Origin of the sequence: Natronosalvus halobius (genome assembly GCF_024138145.1) — an archaeon.
GTDB classification, from domain to species: domain Archaea; phylum Halobacteriota; class Halobacteria; order Halobacteriales; family Natrialbaceae; genus Natronosalvus; species Natronosalvus halobius.
The window spans coordinates 1,475,330-1,490,816 of sequence record NZ_CP099997.1 but is presented as its reverse complement, the minus strand read 5'-3'; the positions used below and the strand labels follow the sequence as shown (position 1 = coordinate 1,490,816).

The following is a 15,487-nucleotide window of genomic DNA, read 5'->3' as shown; positions in this document are numbered from 1 at the left end:
ACAGGCGCCGGTGACAAAATACTGTCGCTGATCAGAGGCCGAGCAGGGAGTCGTCGTCTTCCTCGTCGTTTTCTCCGTCGTCCGTACTACTCGTGTCGTCATCGTTGCTCCCGTCGCCATCGTCGTTCCCGCCACCACCGTCGTCACCGGTACTGTCCGTATCCTCGTCGGTCCCGCCATCGGTATCTTCCTGGGCTCCGCCGTCTGTCTCGTCGTCTGTCTCGGCTCCCTCGACATCCGACTCCGTCTCGTCGGTCGCGTTCGCCTCTCCGTCGCTCGAGTTCGACTCACCGGCCTCGTCGTTCCCCCAGATGTCCGTCTCGACCGTCTCCTCGTAAGTGAGTGCCTCGAGGGGGACGGTGATCGTCGTCCCGGAAGCCAGTTCGAAGGTGGCATCGAACTCGATTCGAAGATCCGAGACCTCGTCATTTTCGACGTGGGTGACCCACCAGTCGTCGAGATTCCCGTTGTCGATGCGGGTCGTCGTCACGATCGTCGTCTCCTCGCCGGGCTGGAGGACGTACTCGCGGTCGCTCTCCCCGAGACCGACGGTCACGCCGTTCATCGTAATCTCGTAGCCGAGTTGGCTCGTCGGGATCGCGTAGCTCTTGGGGTTGTAGACGTCGAACTCGAGCCGAAGTTCCGTGTGTTGCTGGTCGACGCCGGCCCACTCGCCTCGCGTGGCGTTGACGTAGAGGATTGGATCCTCGACGAGCGCCCGGTCGGCGTTGATCGGTCTGGTCTCCTCGGAGTTGAACGCCGAGAGAATGTCCGTCTCGACGGTCTGCTCGTTCGTCACCTCGGTCGATCGATCGAGGAGGCCGCTCGAGACGGTCGCATCGATCTCGACGTGGGTCTCCTCACCGTTTTCGATGTGGGTCACCCACCAGTCGGGAATGCGCTCGTTTCGCATCTCCGTCCGGAGCGATTCAGTCGACGTGCCCGGCTCGACGGTGATGTCCTGGCCGCTCCCGTTGGCCATCTCGACGCCGTTCATCGAGACGTCGTAGGTCGCGTCGACATCGGCGGAACCCAGGCCGATCGGGTTCGGATTGTGAATCGTCAGGTCAGTCAGGATCTCGGTTCGTTCGTCGTCGACGTCCCCGAACTCGTTGTCCATCGACTCGAGCGTGAGGACGCCGAGTACCCCCGCACCGAACGCGCCGGCGATGGTGACGGCAACAGCGAGCACGAGGGTTCCCGCGATTCGAAAGGCGCTCCCGAGAAAGAGTGATCGGAGTGTCTGAAGTACCATGCGTTCGTCGTGAGATCCGTTGGAACCTCGAGACTGTAAACGTGCGGGATCGTCAGGGATCGGTATCGGCGACTCCACCGTCGATCGAGGTGCCTGCGAAGGGGCTCCTGGATCGGCTGGAAGACGACAATCTTGACGCGAACGAATAGAGTCGTTGCCACGAATGACCGGAATCGTTGACGCGAATGAATGCAATTAAGGAGGCCCCCACAAAACGCGCCAGCATGGCAGATCACACGCAGACGACCGACAAGGGGGTCGGAGTGGGGCTGGTGTTCGGCGCCGTTGCGATCCTCAGCGCACTCGTGATGCTCACGACGGCACCGGAGATCCATGCGGCCTGGGGCTTCGCCGCCGCCGTCACGTTCAGCGCGCTGGCGATCGTCGGCATGCACTTCTACTGGCACTGACCGCACCCGCTCGAGACAGACGATAGAGAGCGGACGACTGACGACTGACGACTGACGACTGACGACTGACGACTGACGACTGACGACTGACGACTGACGACTGACGACTGACGACTGACGACTGACGGCTGACGGCAGTTCTCTTCGACCGCCATCGGCTGAAACCCCTCTCAAGAGTTAAGGCCACAGACGACCTATCTCATATACGGACGATGACGGACTACTCCGACGAAGAGCAGCGGATAATCTCGTACCTCCGTGAGAGCGCCGCCCGCGGCGAGCAGTACTTCCGTGCGAAAAACATCGCCAAGGCGATCGGCCTCTCTTCGAAACAGGTCGGCGTCCGCCTCCCCCACCTCGCCGAGAAGACCGAGGACATCGACATCGAGAAGTGGGGCCGCGCGCGCTCGACGACCTGGAAGGTCACGATGAGCTAACCGCTCGGTCTCGAACCGAACGGCGGCACGGCCGCACGGCCGAACCGTTCGAGAGTGTGGCCCCGGCAGCGGCCGACCTGTCGATAGCGTGTGAACGGCGGTTCGCTCAATTCACCGTCTTTTTACCGTTCACCCACCGAGAAAGGCGTATGACTGTTCGGATCGATCGGTCGTTCGAGTTACAGGCACCACCCGAGCGCGTCTGGGCGTTCATCGCCGATCCGGAAAAGCGCGCTCGAGCGATTAGCGTCGTCAAAGACTTCACGACGGACGACCCCGACGGCCGACGGGCGACCTGGCACGTCGAGATCCCGCTTCCGCTGGTGACGCGAACGGTCAGCGTCGACACCGAGGACGTCATCAGGCGCCCGCCCGAGTACGTCAAGTTCGTCGGCCGGTCGAAACTGCTCGACGTCACGGGCGAACACGAGATCACCGAGACGAGCGGGGGAAGCCGCCTCAACAATACCTTCGTCGTCGACGGACACCTGCCGGGCGTCGAACGCTTCTTCAAGCGCAACCTGGACGGTGAACTCGAGAACCTGCAGCGCGAACTCGAACGCGAGGTCGAGTGACCGGGACGCTGACGGGCGGGTCACGAGTACGGTAGACGAGACACGCACGACGGACTCACACACCACCATGACCGAAAATACCGACGCGGCGACGGAGGCGACGACAGACGAGCACGGAACGGCCGGGCGCAAGGGTGAGAACGGGGAGGTAGACGAGAACGAGGACGAACACGAACACGAGGACGTGGACGAGAGCGAAAACATCTCCCTCGCACTCGCTCAACTGGCCGTCCAGGCAGGCGACCTCGAGGGCAACCGCGACCGGGCCGTCGAGGCAATCGAGCGAGCGTCCGCTCGCGGCGCCGACCTCGTCGCACTGCCCGAACTCTTCACGGTGGGGTACTTCGAGTTCGACCTGTACGCGCGCAGCGCCGAACCGCTCGAGGGAGAGACCCTGCACCGACTTCGCGACGCTGCCATCGAGAACGACGTCGCCGTGCTCACGGGCAGCTTCGTCGAGGACCTCGCGGCAACCGAGTCGGTGGAGACACCCGCCGACGAGGGATACGCGAACACCACGGCACTGCTCTCCTCGTCGGGCGACATCGAGTTGGTCTACCGGAAACACCACCTGTTCGGGTACGAGTCCGCCGAAACCGAACTCCTCGTCCCCGGGGAGGCCATCGATACGGCAACAGTCTGTGGGCTCACTGTCGGCGTGAGCACGTGTTACGACCTGCGATTCCCGGAACTGTACCGACGGCTGGTCGACCAGGGCGTCGAGTTGATTCTCGTCCCGAGCGCATGGCCGTACCCACGTCTCGAGCACTGGCAGACGCTGTCTCGAGCGCGAGCGATCGAGAACCAGTGTTACGTGGCGACGATCAACGGGTCGGGGTCGTTCGAGGAGGCCACGCTGCTCGGACGGTCGACCGTCTACGACCCCTGGGGGACGGTACTGGCCTCGAGCGGGGACGATTCGGCCCTGGTGATGGCCGACGTCGACGCGGGGGCCGTTTCGAACGTCCGGTCGCGGTTTCCGGCCCTGCGAGATCGGCGACTGTAACCCGTACTGCCGAGACCATTGACTTTTTATTCGTTCGCCTACCACCTACTGATGCCGGTTACAAGACGCTTTTCACGTCACGACCGGCACTGCGCGTCGTCTCGGCCCGTCGCGCCTCGTTCCCGGGAAACGAGGCCAACTCACCGCCTCGCCCACTCCTTTCGCCACTCGATTTGTCCTGTGCCTTCGAAACTGCTGTCGTCACACACTCGTGGGCAATGACGACGAACTCACCAGCAATACAGTGTTGTGACTAGCTACCACACCCTGGGTAGTGCTTTTTACCCTCCGTCCGTCTCGGTCGGTATGACTGCACTCTTTCCCAAGGCGATCGAAACCGACCGCCTCCGTCTCGAGGCGCTCCACGTCGACGAGACCGACGCCGGCCAGCTGTTCGACCTCTACGAGATCTGCTCGTCGGATCCGGGAATCGAGGACGTCACCGAATACGTCACCTGGGATCCGCACCGAACGCCGAAGGAGACCCTCGAGTTCCTCGAGTACGTCAGCGAGAAGTGGGACGACTCGAGCGGCGGCTCCTACGCCGTCTATTTGCGAGATGGAGAGGACGGCGCGGGCGAGTTCGCCGGCGACGCTGGCTTCAGCATCGACTGGGAGAAACGAACCATGACGCTCGGCGTCTGGTTCCGCAAGCGCTTCTGGGGGCGCGGGTACTCCGGGGAGCGTGCAGCCGCGTTTATGGAACTCGCGTTCGAGCGCCTAGACCTCGAGTTGGTGGCCGTCACAGCGCTGGTCGACAACGAGAACTCCAACCGTGCAATCGAGCGCTACACCGAGGCCCACGGCGGCGGTCGCGACGGCCTCCTTCGCAACTGGCGCATCCAGGACGGTGAGCCGATCGACCTGTATCGTTACAGCGTCTCCCAGGAGGAGTACCGCGAGTGCGAGAATCGGCCGGACGTGGGCGTCTCGTTTTCGGACGAGGCTCGAGGGCGACTCGACGCGGGGGTACGGGAAGAACGAACGGACGACGATGCAGGCCGGGGCCGATGAGCCACCTCTTTCCCGACGCCATTGAAACCGACCGCCTCCTCCTGGAGCGCCTCTCGGGCGGGACGGTCGACCCCCTCGCGTACTACCGGATCTGTGGGTTGGATCCGGCCATCGGCGACGTGACGAGGTACACGCCCTGGGATCCACACGAGACGCCGGGCGAGACTCTCGAGTTCCTCGCGAGCCGTGAGGGTGCCTGGAACGAATCGCGGTCGGCGGACTACGTGATACGCCCGCGAGTGGACGAGGACGAGGAGGGGACCAGCGACATCGCCGGCACCTGCGGCCTCGGCGTCGACTGGACGAAACGAACCGGTGACCTGGGAATCTGGCTCCGCGAACGCTTCTGGGGCCGGGGCTACTCGGGCGAACGAGCCGACGCGCTCGTAACCCTCGCGTTCGAGCACCTCGACCTGGAGGTTGTCTCGGTGCTCGTCCAGGCGGACAACGAGCGCTCGCTGCGAGCCTGCGACCGGTACGTCGAGCGCCTCGGCGGGACCCGGAACTGTCGGCTCCGAAACTGGTGGACGATGGCCGTCGACGAACCGACCGACGCGATTCGGTACACGATTACGCGAGCGAGTTACGATCCCTCGAGCAGACGCTCGATGGTGTCACTCGAAGCAAGTCGGTGAAGGGTTACCGCGCCCTCAGCCCATTGCTCTCACGCCATCGACTCAGAGAACCGACGAGATCAGGTAGACGTTGAGTACCACGGCCATCACCCACGGCAGCGCCAGCGCCGCCGGGATGATCGGTCGGTAGGCTCGTTCGAGGACGGTCCGGCAGGCGAGTGCGATGGCGACGGCGCCCGCCTTGAGCGCGAGCATCCCGAGGAGCCCCCAGTTGTCGATCACCCCGCGGGCGACGGGGTTCGACTCCGCGAGGCCGAGCTGGAGGCCGACGAACGTCGTGACGACGTCGCCGACGAGCGAGACGGCGACGACTAGCCAGAGGATGGTCTCGAGGCGGTCCATTCGGGCCGTCTCGAGTCGAAGGCGACGAGACTGCTGGACCCGGGCGCGAAGGCCGTCCGTGGACATACGCTCCCTGCCGGAATCGAACCGGCATGAGCCAGCGAGAGCGTCTCCCGTTACCGCGGAGCCGGCTATTGTTATGGAGTCTCGAGGCAGGCGTACGTTCGAGTTACTGGCGAGTAAGCGGATGCTACAGGCTCGAGAAATCGTAGTCGGTCGTACTCGCAGGTAATCGGCATTGACTCTATTCGCAAACGATCGGTGTCGGCCACACTCGGAGGTCGATATCGGCCACACTCGTAGGCGATCAACATCGCCCACACTCGTTCAGCAGCGCGTCGAAATACGCATCGAGTGATCAGTGACCGACTACCGGATCACAGAACGCACCTCCCGGATCACAGAATCGTGCCGTGTTTCTTGCTCGGCAGATCTTTCTCGAGGCCCTCGTAGAACGCGAAGCGGTTGGCCAGTTCCTCACGGAGCGAACTCGGCGGGACGATTTCGTCGACGACGACCTCGCTGGCCATGCGGTGGATGTCGATGTCCTCGCGGTACTCCTCGCGGAGGCGTGCCTCCTCCTCGGCGCGCTCGTCCTCGTCGTCGATCTCTGCCAGTTTCCGGGCGTAGACGGCGTTGATCGCCGCCTCGGGGCCCATGATGGCGATTTCGCCAGACGGAAGGCCAATGATGCTCTCGGGGTCGTAGGCCGGGCCACCCATCGCGTAGATACCCGCACCGTAGGCCTTCCGGACGATGACCGTCTGTTTCGGGACCGTCGCCGACGAGGTGGCGTAGATGAACTTCTTCCCCTTCTCGAGGATGGCGTCCTTCTCGACTTGCGAACCGGCCATGAAGCCGGGCGTGTCACACAGGTACAACAGCGGAATGTTGAACGCGTCGGACTTCCAGATGAACTCGGCGGCCTTCTCGGCGGCGTCGGGGAAGATGGCTCCCGCGCGGTGGGCTGGCTGGTTGGCGACGATGCCGACGGGGCGGCCGTCGATCCGGGCGTAGGCGGTGATGATCTCCTTGCCGTAGTCGGGTTTCAGCTCGAAGTAGCTCCCCGCGTCGACGACACGCTCGATGACGTCGACCATGTCGTAGCCACGGTTCGGGTGCTGTGGGATGATCGAGTCGATCCCCTCTGGACTCTGCAACGGGGATCGAGGCTCCATCTGCGGCGGCTGTTCGTCGGCGTTGTCGGGCAGATAGGTGATCAGTTGGGCAACGAGTTCCCGGGCGTGTTCCTCGTCGGTCGCCACGAGGTCGGCCGACCCGGATTCGCTGGCGTGAACCTGTGCGCCGCCGAGCTCTTGCATGCTGATCTCCTCACCGGTGACCATCTGAACCATCCGTGGGGAGGCAATCGCCATCGCGGACATCCCCTCGACCATGATGGTGAAGTCGGCGAAGACCGGGGTGTAGGCCGCTCCAGCGATGCAGGGGCCGTACAGGACGCAGATCTGCGGCACCCGCCCCGAGAGCATCGAGTGGTTGTAGTAGTACTTGCCGATCCCCTCGCGGTTGGCGAAGAAGCCGGTTTGCTGGTCGATTCGCCCCCCAGAGGAGTCCATCAGGTAGAGTACCGGCTGACCGGTCTTCAGGGCGCGCTGTTGCATACGCAGGAACTTCTCGACACCCTTAGCGGCCATCGATCCACGCTTGACGGTGTAGTCGTTGGCCATGAAGTGCAGGTCCCGGCCCTCGAAAGTGGCCGCGCCCGTAATCAGGGCGTCTGCCGGGAGGCGGTCGTCCGCGTCGAACTCTGCGAACTTCCCGTCTTCGAAGAGGAACTTGCTGTTCTCGCCGTCGAACCAGAGGTCGATTCGATCGCGGACGAACAGTTTCCCTTCCTCGGGTAACTGTTCCTTGTACTTTTCGTGGCCTCCCTCCAGGATCTTCTCGATTTCTGCGAGGAGTTTCTCCTCGCGTTCGGTCGGGCCGAGGTCGTCCGCCGCGGCGGACGCCGTGGCGACAGCCTGATTGGTGGCTGCAGCGCCGTCGCCGTCGCTCGAACTCGAGTTCGAATCCGGCGGCGAGACGACGACGGCTGGTTCCTCCCCGTCCCCGACGTACACTTCGACTTCGTTTCCGACGTACTCGGCCAGCGCCGTCCCGATCGCCGACACCTCCTCGTCGGACGCACCCGGTCCGATACGAACGTTCATGGCAAATGCTGCGAGGAGGGGGGAAAAACCGTTTTCCCTTTCGCTCGGTTGCGGAATTCGTGATACCGTATTGCATCCCTCGGAGTAGTCTCGCTGCGCGTCGTCGAGTAGGGTAAGCCGAACGATCCGGTGACCCGCGAAGTGACGGCGAGACGAGGGCGAGACAGGGGTCGGTTCCGGAGATCGACCCTCGTGACCACCGCCACAGTTGCACACGTTCGACGCGTGTCCCCGGAATCACGCAAGTACACCAATTTAGTGGGTAAGTGTGGATTGTTCGATCTGTGCACTCGACCTGTCGCTGTACGGGAGAATTAGCTTTCCCCGTTGGAGGGCCATCTACGCTCGTCTCTCGAGGCACGATGAATCCTGATACCGACGGGTCGACCGAACAGCGACTGGCGTCTCTCCGCGAGCGGGTCGCTCGCGGCATGGACCGGCGGGAGTTCATCCGGACGCTCGTCGCGGCGGGGTACAGCCTCGGCCTGGCTCGCGTCCTCGGCGTCGACGACTTCCTCGCCGCGGCAGACGGCGAGGTTCCCGTCGTCACGGCCCTCGTTCGAACGGATCCCGACGACCCGTGGTCCGTCGACACCCGAACGCGATCGGTGCCGGCGTCGTGGTACGCGAGCGTCGCTAAAGCGTTCGAACTCAACGAACTCCTCGCGGAGTCGACGGTCACCGGCTACCTCGGGAGCGCCGTCGTCCCGGGAACGTACGACGACGGTGGTGCGACGATCACGGTCGAGGTATCCGTCGAAGCCGACACCGTTCGCGAGGTACTCGATCGGGCGGTCGACGGCGTGTCGATCAACGTCGATACCATTCGAAATCTGGACGGCCTCGAGGACGACGTCAAGCGCGAGCCCCGTCGAGCCCGCGACCCGGCGTCGACGCTCGTTCCGGCCGGCATCTCCTGTGAGACCGATACGAGCATCGCCACGCTCGGGCCGGCACTGTACGAGCCCGGGTCCAATACCCGCTACTTTTCGACCGCTCACCACGCGTTCGACGGTGTCAAGGACGCGCGTGGGGCGACCGTCTCGCTTCCATTCGAGAACGGCCAACGAACGAAACTCGGGACGGTCACCGAGAGCTATCCGGTTGCGGACGTCGTAACCATCGAACCGACGGGTCCGTATCGGCCGAGCAGCACGATCGAAGGAGACCGCCGGTACGACATTCAGGGGCAATTCACCCGATACGGCCTGGCCGACCTGGTCGCCCGTGACGAACCCCTCGAAAAGGTCGGCGCGCTCACCGGCCAGACGAGTGGCGAGATCCAGGGGATCGACGCCGTCTCCTGTCTCACCGGCTCGGTGTGTCGGCGCGGCCAGCTGCGATGGGGCGACGAGACGGACATGGCCGACGGCGACAGCGGGTCGGTGAGCTTTCACGCCGACCCGGTCGGTGACGACGGAAGCGTCCTCGTCGCGGGCTTCAACAACGCCCGAACCTGGTGGCCAGGTCAGAGTTACGTCTGGGGTATCGCGGCCTATCAGTTGACCGAACAGCATGGGTTTCACTTCTGAACGCACGTCAAAGCCAACACCAACACCATACCAGCCCACGAGAGCAGCCACTACCAATGACCACCACATCACGACGACATGACTCGACCGACGGCGCGCGAACGTATCGGACGCTCGTCCTCGGCTGGATCCGCCTTCTCGCGGATCTCGCCATTCTCACCCTCTGGACGGTCTTCCTGGCGCTCCTCTTCCTCGAGACGGCCTGGCCAAGGTGGGCGTTCTACGTGCTCCTCGTCGGCGGGGCGGCTGGGTACGTCGCCATCACTGCTCCCTGGATCCGCGCCGGTTCGGTGACTCGGCAGGCGGACGAGTAGAACCGGACTCACCGCGCTGACTCGTCGAGCAGATGGAGAGGACGGGGGTCACCGTCACTCGTCGAGCAGTCGGAGAGGACGGGAACCGCCGTCACTCGCCAGGATAGTTCTCGGCGTACTTGAGTTTGTGCCTGAACGCCCGGTACGCGTTTTCGCCCTGATCGGTGAGCGTGATCACGCGGCGACGACCCACCGCTTCGATCTCGACGTAGCCGTCGGTTTCGAGGGGATCCAGGACGTGCGTGTCGAGGACGCGAAAGGCGCCCTTGTCCTCGCCGCCAGGGTGGGACTCCGGCGGGGCGCGGTCGGCCATGAACGAGAGGCCGACGTCCCGGGCGAACTCGATGCAGTCTTTCTTCTTCGGTGGCGTCGTCCGTTCCTCGTGATAGCCGTTCCAGGACGCGGGATCGGCGAGAAAGCCCATGATCGCGATCTGGTCGCGGGTGGGCGATTCGATTGGATAGGTCGGGAGACCGTAGACGTCCGCGGTCCCGTTCGAGATCGGGATCGTCGTCGGATCGTGTGCGTAGTCCTCGGGCTCGACGTAGTAGGCGGTCGCGTCGGTCGAGACGTCCATGCAGGCCATGGTCGCGCCGATGGCCGCGATGGTGCCGCCGCCGGAGACGTTCACGGAGACGGAATCGGTCGCGTGCTCGTCGGCCAGGGTCGTCACCTCCCCGAGGACGGCGTAGACGTCCGTCAGATCGCACTCGCGGCGACGAACCGTGGCTGCGGCCGACTCGATGTCCGAAACGAGTTCCTCGCGGTAGTCGGGGACGACCCGGTCCGGATCGTCCGTCGGGTGCTCGAGGAGGTAGACGAGGTCGGCCCGCTGGTCGCAAATCGGCTCGAGGACGCGGTCGAACTCGTAGCCGAGGGGCACGATGTGTACGCGCTTGACGACGTCCATACGACGACCGCCCACGGCAAGTAAATAACTGTACGGGATTCCCTCCTGGTCCGCCGTCTGTCGAATATCGAACGCCGAGGATCGGGATCGATTTTCCTATTATCAGTCGTCGCCGAGGGCCCCCCTTTTCTCGCTACCAATCGTCGCCGAGTGCGGCCTTTGCGCCGCCGTACTCGCTCGCGGTCGTCCAGCGGCGACCGCTCTCGGCGTGCTCGACGGCGTAGTCGCTCCCGCAGTTCCCACAGCGGTACCGTTCGGGCGTCGTCACGGGGGCCGACGCGCGGTGGCGACGTGCCCGCCAGTCGCAACCGTCGTTCAGACAGCGCAGGACGTACCGCGGTTCCGCGAACGAGGGGCAGTGACGTGGGGCCTCGAGTTCGGCGGCAACGCGACGAAATCGCTCGCCGTGACCCGACTCGCCGAAGCGCTGGTACTCCCAGGCGTGGACCAGTTCGTGGCGGACGACCGCGGCGAAGGTCTCCCAGTCATAGGCCTCGTAGGCCCGGCGCGAGAGCACGATGGTCGCCACCCCCCGGTCCGCGTGCCAGCGACAGGCTCCCGCCCGACGCTTCGCTCGTGCCGAGACGTCCCACTCGAGACGGTCCCAGTCGACGTCGATGTCGACGTCTCGCGCGTGGATCCGGGCGCGGGCGAGGAGTTCGTCGTCGATGGTGGGTGACGGATCGGTGTCGTTCGAGTCGGCGTCGGACACGGGTTACCGACCGCGACGAATTCTCGAGACGTAGTCGTTACGGTCGTGATCGCGTCGGTCGAGGCTGTTACCGGTGGTCGGCGACTGGGTGTGTCACGGCCTGGTATCGCCGTTGCCGTTGCCGTTGCCGTCCCCGTTGCCGTTGCCGTTGCCGTCCCCGTTGCCGTTGCCGTTGCCGTCCCCGTTGCCATTGCCGTCGCTGTCGCTGGTTGCGCGATAGTGCGAAGGAACGAGACGGTCAGTTCGTGACGCCGTAATCGACGTGAACCGTCGGGACGCTCGTTGATTCGGGGGCAGTGTTTCCGTTCCAGTCAACGACGCGCACGTTCGCCATCTCCCCGGAGAATCGGAACCGCCTGACACCGGTGTCGACCGCACCTTCGGCGCCGCTTCCCGAGACGACGGTCGCCGACTCAGTGGGTTCGTCGTCGACCATCTCTAGGTCGCCGTCGACCGTAATCTCGAAATTCGAGGGGACCCCGCGACCGACGATGGTCACGAGGTGTGGGAGGGTGGAGTGGTGCTGTACGTCGTCTGCTGCCGGAGTGTCACGTGCCATACCCGATAACCCGAGTAGCGCGTCATAAGCTTTCCTGTCGAAATATTGGTAGAACAGGTAGACTGTGACGGAGACGATAGTTTTCAGCCTGCTGAATCGTGTTCGCGAGCAGTGAGAACGAACCCAGGCGGAGTCAGACGAGATCGAGCGTCCTGGCGTACCAGACGGCGGCAGCGGGAATCACGGCCGAAATCGCAGTCGTGAGCCAGCGATGGTAGACGAACCAGTCGGCGCCGGGCTCGAAGACGACGCTTTCGGGGACTGAAACGGCCCAGAGGGCCGTCACGGCTAACAGGACCAGTCCCAGGACGAGCGTCACGCCGGCGACCAGGTCCGGTTCGGTCCTGGTTTGTCTCCCTGCCGCGAAGAGGACGACGGCGACGAGCGCGAACAGCGAGAGCAGGTTCGGGCCAGCGAGCCCGGCGGCGTAGTACACCTCCAGGACACTCGTCTCGACCTCCAGGAGGACGTAGGGCGCGAGCGCGGCGAGCACGTACGTGAGCGCCGCGACGACCCCGAGCGTGGGCGGTCGCTGGTGTGCGTGCATGCTCGAGGGGTCGAAGGCAGATCGTTTAACTGCGGCGATTGTCGAAGCCTCACGCGAACCGAGAGACGAGGGCAAGCGGGTACGCGCCGCGAGACGGAAGACAACACTCAACCCGCTGGCGCTCGCATCGGCTGGTATGGGACTCGGCAGTACGGCCAAGAAGATCCAGAGCCTCTCGGATCGCGCGGAAGCCATGTATCGGCAGGTGCAGGAACTCCAGCAGCGAATCATCCACCTCGAGGAGGAAGTCGACCACACCCACGACACGGTGACGAAACTCGACCACAACGTCACCGAACAGCGGGCGCTCCTCCTCGCAATCGCCGACGAGCACGGGATCGACGGCGAACAGATTCTCGCCGACGCGGCGATCGACGACCCGGAGGGAACGGACGACGAGGATGAATCGGCCCAGACGGAAGGGGATGCGAAAGGAGACGCAGACACCGACGCGCCGACCCAGGTGGGCGAGTAACGACCCGCTTCGATTCGGAGTCGGTATCGACCACCACTGGAGTCAGGCGTTTCGTCCAGTACGGCTTTTTCTGGCGGTTCGCCCTCCAAACTGACGCTTGCGCCGGTGGTGATGAGAAGACCTAACAACAGGGGTAACATTTGCCAGCACGATGACGACCTACGAGCGACCGTTGGATTCGGTGCTCGAGACGATCGGTGAGACGCCGCTCGTGCGGATCCACGAGGGACCGACCGACGTCCCGATCTACGCGAAACTCGAGACGTTCAATCCGGGGGGAAGCGTCAAGGACCGTATCGGCCGCTACATGCTCGAACGGATGCTCGAGCGTGGCGACGTCGCACCCGGTGGAACGATCATCGAACCGACCGCCGGCAACACCGGCATCGGCATCGCCGTCGCCGCCGGCCAGCTGGGGCTGGACGCGATTTTCGTCGTCCCCGAGCGCTTCAGCGTCGAGAAACAGCAGCTGATGGATGCACTCGGCGCCGAGATCATCAACACGCCGAGTTCAGACGGGATGGACGGGGCGATCGAACGCGCCCATCTGCTGGCCGAAGAACTCGACGACGCCGTCGTTCCCCAGCAGTTCTCGAACCCGCTCAACACCGAAGCACACTACGAAACGACCGCCCCCGAAATCTACGAGGCGCTCGACGGATCCGTCGGCGCCGTCGTCGCCGGCTGTGGGACGGCCGGGACGCTCATGGGTCTCGCTCGCTACGCCCGCGAACAAAATTCCGAAACCTACGTCGCCGCCGTCGAACCAGAGGGTTCCCTCTATGGCGAGTTCCTCGGCGAGGATCGCGAGGAGGGCGAGTACAAGATCGAGGGAATCGGCACGCACAACGTCGAGACGAACGAACTGTTCGACCCCGACCTCGTCGACGACGTCTTCGCGGTCGGCGACCGGGCAGCCCACGACGAACTCACGCGTCTCGCCGCCGAGGAGGGTCACCTCGTCGCCTCGAGCGCCGGCGCGGCCAGCGTCGCTGCGCGACACGTCGCCGAGGGAATCGACAGCGACGAGATCGACGCCCCCCATGAATCGGTCGTCACGGTGTTTCCCGACTCGAGCGAGCGCTACCTCTCGAAGGGGATCTATCGCTCGTTCGAGGAGTGGGAAGGGTAACGGAAAACGGATTCGTTCGCTAGTCTCTAATACTGCCCAAAACTACGCCACCAGCCGGCGGTGCTCGACCTTCATACACCGATCCTGGACGACCGTCCGACCCGCGTCCTCGGCCCGCTCGGTGGCGTCCTCGTCGACGATTCCCAGTTGCGTCCAGATGACGTCGGCGTCCGCCCGCTCGAGGGCCGCGTCGACGATTTCCGAAACCTCCTCGCTGGGTCGAAACACGCTGACGACATCGATTTCCTCGTCGACGTCGGCGAGTTCGCCGACCGCCTCTCGACCGAGGAGTTCGTCGGCGTGCGGGTTGACCGGGATCACGTCGTAGCCGTGCTGGTGTAAGTACGTCGGCACGTCGTGTGCCGCCTTTCCGGGCGTCCCCGAACAGCCGACGACAGCGATCGTCTCTCGTTCGAGAATCTCCCGCAGCGTGGTATCGTCGGTAACTGGCATGGTTCGAGCTTCGTGCTGGAAGCGGGTCAACGTATCTATTTTCTGGCGGACGGGTACCAGATAGGGTCGTGTGGGAGACTCTACGGGGATTGGATGGGCACTTAACGGAGACTCGACGGGCACTTGACGGGGATTGAATGGCACTTGACCGGGATTCGAGTCGGAGGCACCCCTCAGGGCAGTCTGTAGCCGAACGACGAGACTGCCGCCAACGAACTCGAGACGTACCCTCGAACTCAGGACAACCCGGCCGTTCGAATCGTCTGCTCGCCATCGCCTCCCTCGTCGATCTCGACGACGCCGTCGAAGAGCTGTTTGAGCGTGTTCATCGTCTGGTCGTCGTGGGCCGTCGAGTCGATGACGTAGACGCCCAGGGCGTCGGCGCTCTGGATTCGGCCGGTAAAGACGTGGAGAAATCGAAAGACTGTCTGGAGGTCCGAGTACATGAGTAGCGTCGAAATCGAGTGCAGGAGGATGCGATTTTCGGTCAATCCGCGAACCTCGTAGAAGTCCTGGAGGTACTCAGAGAGTTTGATCCCGATTCCGGTCATGTCGACCGGCGAGGACGCGTACTTGATCCGCGGGTCGTCGTCGGCCGTGCCGATCCCCCGCTGTTTGGTCACGCAGTCGACGACCCCCACGTCGGGATCGTCGTTCACCGTCCGCGTCGTAAACTCGGTGAGAACTTTTTCGGCGCTGTCTTTCGTCGTAACGATTATCGTCCCCTCTCCCCCGTCGGCGCCGCTCGCGAGCACGTCGAGCGCGAGATTGCGCTTTCCCGTGAGCGGCGGCCCAGCAATCAGCACGTTCGTCCCCGGAGCAATTGACTCCTCCGGGCGGACGTCTGCGAGATCGTACATACCAGATACCCCGTTCGTCGGCAGCCACGGTCGACGGCACTCCCCGGTGACTGCACTGACGTATGGTATGTAGATGCAGCAACCGGGATATAGTACTTTTGATTATACAGTTGTGTGCGTGTATTTCGCGTCGGAAACGAGGCTATTG

The 15,487-nt window shown here is 63.9% G+C and carries 19 protein-coding genes; 10 read left to right on the top strand and 9 right to left on the bottom strand.

Annotation, left to right across the window (positions count from 1 at the left end; genetic code table 11):
- Window positions 1-31: 31 nt before the first annotated feature.
- Window positions 32-1,255, bottom strand: a complete 1,224-nt coding sequence (locus NGM15_RS07260; RefSeq protein WP_253437205.1) for an LEA/WHy family protein — start codon at window positions 1,253-1,255, stop codon at window positions 32-34.
- Between the two features lie 224 nt (window positions 1,256-1,479).
- On the opposite strand from NGM15_RS07260, the gene NGM15_RS07255 reads away from it, so the two are divergent.
- From NGM15_RS07255 to NGM15_RS07230, 6 genes are all read left to right on the top strand, one after another.
- A complete protein-coding gene (locus NGM15_RS07255) occupies window positions 1,480-1,665 on the top strand; it encodes a DUF7525 family protein (protein WP_253437202.1) in 186 nt (61 codons plus the stop codon).
- Between the two features lie 212 nt (window positions 1,666-1,877).
- Window positions 1,878-2,102: a DUF7123 family protein gene (locus tag NGM15_RS07250; protein WP_253437200.1), complete on the top strand. Its 225-nt coding sequence runs from the start codon at window positions 1,878-1,880 to the stop codon at window positions 2,100-2,102.
- A 149-nt stretch (window positions 2,103-2,251) separates the two neighbouring features.
- Window positions 2,252-2,677, top strand: coding sequence for an SRPBCC family protein (locus tag NGM15_RS07245; protein WP_253437197.1), 426 nt, complete (start codon window positions 2,252-2,254; stop codon window positions 2,675-2,677).
- A gap of 67 nt (window positions 2,678-2,744) precedes the next feature.
- Window positions 2,745-3,683 carry a carbon-nitrogen family hydrolase gene (locus NGM15_RS07240; RefSeq protein ID WP_253437194.1) on the top strand — a complete coding sequence of 313 codons (939 nt, stop codon included), beginning with the start codon at window positions 2,745-2,747 and terminating at the stop codon, window positions 3,681-3,683.
- Window positions 3,684-3,989: 306 nt separating this feature from the next.
- Window positions 3,990-4,697, top strand: a complete 708-nt coding sequence (locus tag NGM15_RS07235) for a GNAT family N-acetyltransferase (protein WP_311136459.1) — start codon at window positions 3,990-3,992, stop codon at window positions 4,695-4,697.
- On the top strand, window positions 4,694-5,332 hold the full coding sequence (locus NGM15_RS07230; RefSeq protein ID WP_253437192.1) for a GNAT family N-acetyltransferase: 639 nt from the start codon (window positions 4,694-4,696) through the stop codon (window positions 5,330-5,332). Before NGM15_RS07235 ends, NGM15_RS07230 begins: the two co-directional genes overlap by 4 nt.
- A 42-nt stretch (window positions 5,333-5,374) precedes the next feature.
- Here the strand turns inward: NGM15_RS07230 and NGM15_RS07225 are convergent, their stop codons facing one another.
- Window positions 5,375-5,674, bottom strand: a complete 300-nt coding sequence (locus NGM15_RS07225) for a DUF5658 family protein (protein WP_253437950.1) — start codon at window positions 5,672-5,674, stop codon at window positions 5,375-5,377.
- A 398-nt stretch (window positions 5,675-6,072) separates the two neighbouring features.
- Window positions 6,073-7,845, bottom strand: coding sequence for an acyl-CoA carboxylase subunit beta (locus NGM15_RS07220; protein ID WP_253437189.1), 1,773 nt, complete (start codon window positions 7,843-7,845; stop codon window positions 6,073-6,075).
- 362 nt (window positions 7,846-8,207) lie between these two features.
- Between NGM15_RS07220 and NGM15_RS07215 the strand changes: the two genes are divergently transcribed.
- Both NGM15_RS07215 and NGM15_RS07210 read left to right on the top strand, forming a co-directional pair.
- Window positions 8,208-9,377, top strand: coding sequence for a hypothetical protein (locus NGM15_RS07215; protein ID WP_253437186.1), 1,170 nt, complete (start codon window positions 8,208-8,210; stop codon window positions 9,375-9,377).
- Between the two features lie 56 nt (window positions 9,378-9,433).
- Window positions 9,434-9,691 (top strand): DUF8119 family protein, encoded by a 258-nt coding sequence (locus NGM15_RS07210; protein WP_253437183.1) that lies wholly within the window; start codon window positions 9,434-9,436, stop codon window positions 9,689-9,691.
- A gap of 91 nt (window positions 9,692-9,782) precedes the next feature.
- Here the strand turns inward: NGM15_RS07210 and NGM15_RS07205 are convergent, their stop codons facing one another.
- From NGM15_RS07205 to NGM15_RS07190, 4 genes are all read right to left on the bottom strand, one after another.
- Window positions 9,783-10,601, bottom strand: coding sequence for an HFX_2341 family transcriptional regulator domain-containing protein (locus NGM15_RS07205; protein ID WP_253437180.1), 819 nt, complete (start codon window positions 10,599-10,601; stop codon window positions 9,783-9,785).
- Between the two features lie 133 nt (window positions 10,602-10,734).
- Window positions 10,735-11,313, bottom strand: coding sequence for a SprT family zinc-dependent metalloprotease (locus NGM15_RS07200; protein ID WP_253437177.1), 579 nt, complete (start codon window positions 11,311-11,313; stop codon window positions 10,735-10,737).
- A gap of 238 nt (window positions 11,314-11,551) precedes the next feature.
- Window positions 11,552-11,872: a hypothetical protein gene (locus NGM15_RS07195; protein ID WP_253437174.1), complete on the bottom strand. Its 321-nt coding sequence runs from the start codon at window positions 11,870-11,872 to the stop codon at window positions 11,552-11,554.
- A 133-nt stretch (window positions 11,873-12,005) separates the two neighbouring features.
- The gene (locus tag NGM15_RS07190) at window positions 12,006-12,419 is read right to left on the bottom strand and encodes a DUF7548 family protein (protein WP_253437172.1); all 414 of its coding nucleotides are present in this window, start codon (window positions 12,417-12,419) and stop codon (window positions 12,006-12,008) included.
- 136 nt (window positions 12,420-12,555) lie between these two features.
- Between NGM15_RS07190 and NGM15_RS07185 the strand changes: the two genes are divergently transcribed.
- The gene (locus NGM15_RS07185; protein WP_253437169.1) at window positions 12,556-12,894 is read left to right on the top strand and encodes a DUF5798 family protein; all 339 of its coding nucleotides are present in this window, start codon (window positions 12,556-12,558) and stop codon (window positions 12,892-12,894) included.
- A 151-nt stretch (window positions 12,895-13,045) separates the two neighbouring features.
- A complete protein-coding gene (locus NGM15_RS07180) occupies window positions 13,046-14,026 on the top strand; it encodes a PLP-dependent cysteine synthase family protein (protein ID WP_253437168.1) in 981 nt (326 codons plus the stop codon).
- Between the two features lie 42 nt (window positions 14,027-14,068).
- Here the strand turns inward: NGM15_RS07180 and NGM15_RS07175 are convergent, their stop codons facing one another.
- Complete coding sequence (locus NGM15_RS07175; RefSeq protein ID WP_253437165.1) at window positions 14,069-14,479, bottom strand: CoA-binding protein; 411 nt, start codon at window positions 14,477-14,479, stop codon at window positions 14,069-14,071.
- 236 nt (window positions 14,480-14,715) lie between these two features.
- A complete protein-coding gene (locus NGM15_RS07170) occupies window positions 14,716-15,339 on the bottom strand; it encodes an RAD55 family ATPase (protein ID WP_253437163.1) in 624 nt (207 codons plus the stop codon).
- Between the last annotated feature and the right edge of the window lie 148 nt (window positions 15,340-15,487).